The sequence below is a fragment of the Nevskia soli genome, assembly GCF_903970205.1.
Lineage (GTDB): Bacteria > Acidobacteriota > Terriglobia > Bryobacterales > Bryobacteraceae > Bog-113.
Map to the genome: position 1 here is coordinate 1 of NZ_CAJCHS010000440.1, position 3836 is coordinate 3836.

The window sequence follows — 3836 nt, forward strand, 5'->3', positions numbered from 1 at the left end:
TCGTCGTTTGATCCCACCGAACCTTTCCACTCGAAGAAGTATCCTTATCCCGCGCTTCCCAATGAGCCCCGGATGCAAGTTATCGAGGACGACGTAAGGAAGCTCGGCATCCATACGTTCCCGATGCCTTTGGGTTTGAACCGCAATGAAGCCGACCCGTTTGCCTCTAAGTGCATCCGCTGCGATACGTGCGACGGCTATCCTTGCCTGGTACACGCGAAGTCGGACGCGGATGTGAACTGCATTCGCCGGATACTGCACTTACCCAACGTCACCCTCATGACGCATTCGCGAGTCACGCGGCTCCTGACCAACAGCACGGGTACGGCGGTAATCGGGGCGGAGGTCGTCCACTCCGGCCAGGGCAACGGCAGTCAGCACACCGCGACGTACTCCGCCGGATTATTCGCTCTGTGCGCCGGCGCCGTGAATTCGGCGGTCATCTTACTCGCCTCGGCCAATGACCAACATCCGACCGGACTTGCCAACCGCTCCGACCAGGTCGGCCGTAACTTCATGTATCATCAGGCGGACGCGCTGCTTGCCATGACTACGGATCGCACCGAGGATAGTTATACCAAGACCTGGGGTACTAATGATTTCTATCTCAAAGATCCCGATCCGACTTATCCGTTTCCCCTCGGACAAGTGCAGCCGATCGGCAGCTTCCATCACGAGATGATGAAGAGCGATGCGCCATTCTTTACTCCGGGATTTGTTCTTGAAGGATTGAAACACTATGCGATGCCATGGTGGCTTACGACCGAAGATTTGCCCGACCCGAATAACCGCGTGACGATCCACAACACGACGCCGCTTTCGGTGGAGAACCGGCAGCCCGGAGTTTCCGGTCCGCATCCTTCCGGGGACACCGGAAGAACGAACGAGGCCGCCGTGGTTACCGATGCCGCGCCGCGACGCATTCAACTCTCCTACACTCCCAACAATGTCAAGTCATTCGAGCGGTTGAAGGATCGCTGGGTAGATGTACTCAAACGAGCGGGTCACGCGTCGACATCCCTTCCGCTTCACGCTTACTTCAAGAAGCGCATTCCTATTGAAGGCGTCGGTCATCAGAACGGCACTTGCCGCATGGGAATCGATCCGGCAACCAGCGTTCTCGATATTCACTGCAAGACGCACGACCTCGACAATCTCTATGTCGTCGACGCATCGTTCTTTGTTTCCGCAAGCGCGGTCAACCCCTCATTAACTGTCATCGCGAACGCCATCCGGATCGCGGATCACCTGTTGGCCGAACGGCTAAAGTAGAGGAATCATCATGCGTTTAGAAAATAAGGTTGCAATTGTGACGGGCGCGGCCACGGGAATCGGCCGGGCAATCGCGACTCGCTTTGCCCACGAAGGCGCTTCAGTTGTGGTCGATTACGTCGGGCCGGAGGGCACGGCCGCGGATGTCGAAAAGGAGATTTCCAGCTTCGGTGGTAAGAGCGTTGCCATCGGCGCCGATGTATCGAAGCCGGATCACGTGCAGACGTTAATCGACGGCGCGGTGAAGGCCTTCGGGAAGCTCGACATTGTTGTCAACAATGCGGGTATCGAGAAGAAGTTCGCATTCGTGGATTACCCGTTTGAAGAGTTACAGAAGATACTCGCGGTCAACTTGATGGGACCATTTCTCGTCTCGCAGGCAGCGGGGCGCCAGATGATCCAGCAGGGACAAGGCGGGCGAATTATCAATATCTCGTCAGTCCATGAGGACTTGCCGATGCCGACCAATGCGGCTTACTGCGCCAGCAAAGGCGGTTTACGAATGCTAACTCGGACCATCGCCGTGGAGTTAGCGAAGTACAACATTACGGTGAATAACATCGGACCCGGAGCCGTGTATACGCCCATCGACGCCGACATAGAAGCGAAGCCGGAATTGGAGAAAGCGCTGATGGCTGAGATTCCTCTAAACCGCTGGGGTAAACCCGAGGAGATCGCTTCGCTCGCGGTGTTCCTGGCGTCGGATGAGGCGGCGTATATTACCGGGTCGACTTACTTTATCGACGGCGGGATGTTACGGCAATCAGGCAGCTACTAGAGCAGCCCGCGACGCTCACGCGCGCGGCTCCCTCGAAAATGCCCCCCAACATACACCGTTCCACCCGGATAGGGTCAACGCGGCTGACCGCGGAGTGGGGCGGTACCTCAGTAGATTCATTGCGTTACAGAGCCGCGACCGTGAGGGAGTCGGTTTTGACACAGGCCGCCAGGCGCGTCGTCTACGCCTCATCCAAAGCGCTCACGTACTCTTCCAACGTCGCATCCAGCCGTCGATACAAGAGAGAGTTCAGCCCCTCCGCGCCTTGTCCGCCCTGTTCCTGCTGCAAGCTGCGGATATACTCCAGCCTGTCCTCCGGGCGCACCGCGACCGGGGGATATCCGCCGCGAATCAGAACAAGGTTCATCAGTAGCCGCGCGGTGCGTCCGTTGCCGTCATTGAACGGGTGAATGCCGACCAACCGCAGGTGCGCGGTAAATGCCGTGTCCGGTGAATCGGGCGCGTGCGCGAGCCAAGCGGCAAAGTCTCCCATGAGCGCCGGAATCTCGACTGGTGAGGGAAAACTGTCGCGCCCCGTTTCGGTGCGAACATAGCGAGGCAGGTCGGCGTACTTTCCGGCGATCTCCGGAGCTGATCGCTGCATGACAAGCCTGTGCAGATTCCGCACGTCGCTTTCGGTTAACGGTGTTGCCTGCCGGGCGAGTTCACGCACATAGCGGATGGCGTCGTAGTGATCGAGCGCCTCCAGATGATCTTTGAGCGGCTTCCCACCGATGGTAATGCCTTGTTCAATGACAAGCGTGGTTTCAACAGCGCTGAGTGTGTTGCCCTCGATGGCGTTCGACGTATAAGTGAGTTCGATGTCGTAGTAATGCTCGAGTTTGCCAAGCGCCTTAGACCGCAGCGGCCGCAGTTCGTCGAGCCGCTTCTTCTTCGCGATATTAACTGCGTCTGGGATGGAGCTCAAAGTTCACGCCTTCCTGCGCTTGAAGGTGAGCTTAGCGTTGATATCGTTGCGCAGGATCGCGCGGCCCGTCTTCTCGTCGCCCGAGTGCATCAGCTCGATAGCTTCGCGAAGGAGCGCCGTGCGGAAGCGCGGCTCCTCCTGGGCGCGCTTGCGAATTGATTCATGAAAGTCTTTGGTCAGTGCCATTGTTCTCCTCTTCTGTCCTCGTTCCCAATGAATCTCTGTCTCGCTTATACGCGGGCTTCAGAGATGCACTTGATCGAACTTTCTGACGCAAGTGCCTGAGAAGCTTTACCGTCGGCCCTTCATTGAACACGTCGCGAACGCGACGGCCATTAGCGAACGCCCACCCGACGCGCCAACCTTCGTAAAAGCCAGCTAAGGACATAACAAGGATCACACCGAACGACGTAAATGCGGCAATGATACTAGTCCCGATGACGAGCGGGTTCTCCGTGTTAGTCGAGCCGCCACGTTCCAAAATCTTCCAAAACCCGATGGCCGCCGCAAGTAAGGCTGCAACGATCGGAGCAGCAATTAGCTGGTACACGAAAACAAATGGGAAAGTCCCGGCCATTGCGAAGCAAAGCGGCCGGGAAAACATGCGCGTTCGAGCAGTGACCATCATCAAACCCGCCATGAGCCACACCACAGCTGCTAAGAATAACCAAATTGCGAGCGCGAATAGGTAGAGAAACGTCGGCGGCACTTGACTATCGTCGATTGTAGCGACCCTTCGTTGCAGAAGGCTATGAGATCGTATCTACAGTCCCACCGATTTCAACGCCGCCCGCAATTCCGGCTCTTCTCTACCGCCCCTGAAGTAGTGCGCAATCTTGCCGTCTTTATCGATGATGA

5 protein-coding genes are annotated in these 3836 nt (G+C 57.1%); 2 read left to right on the forward strand and 3 right to left on the reverse strand.

The window, feature by feature from the left end; all coding sequences use genetic code 11:
• The coding region (locus H1Y01_RS18825; RefSeq protein WP_180542308.1) for a GMC oxidoreductase at window positions 1-1272 on the forward strand (1272 nt) is incomplete at its 5' end.
• Window positions 1273-1282: 10 nt separating this feature from the next.
• A complete protein-coding gene (locus H1Y01_RS18830) occupies window positions 1283-2050 on the forward strand; it encodes an SDR family oxidoreductase (RefSeq protein ID WP_180542310.1) in 768 nt (255 codons plus the stop codon).
• Between the two features lie 181 nt (window positions 2051-2231).
• On the opposite strand, the gene H1Y01_RS18835 is transcribed toward H1Y01_RS18830, so the two are convergent.
• The 3 genes from H1Y01_RS18835 to H1Y01_RS18845 are packed head-to-tail and all read right to left on the reverse strand — an operon-like array spanning window position 2232 to window position 3687.
• The gene (locus H1Y01_RS18835; protein ID WP_219341693.1) at window positions 2232-2978 is read right to left on the reverse strand and encodes a Fic family protein; all 747 of its coding nucleotides are present in this window, start codon (window positions 2976-2978) and stop codon (window positions 2232-2234) included.
• Window positions 2979-2981: 3 nt separating this feature from the next.
• The gene (locus tag H1Y01_RS18840) at window positions 2982-3164 is read right to left on the reverse strand and encodes a hypothetical protein (protein WP_180542312.1); all 183 of its coding nucleotides are present in this window, start codon (window positions 3162-3164) and stop codon (window positions 2982-2984) included.
• Entirely contained in the window at window positions 3139-3687 is a 549-nt protein-coding gene (locus tag H1Y01_RS18845) for a hypothetical protein (protein WP_180542314.1), read from the reverse strand. Before H1Y01_RS18845 ends, H1Y01_RS18840 begins: the two co-directional genes overlap by 26 nt.
• Between the last annotated feature and the right edge of the window lie 149 nt (window positions 3688-3836).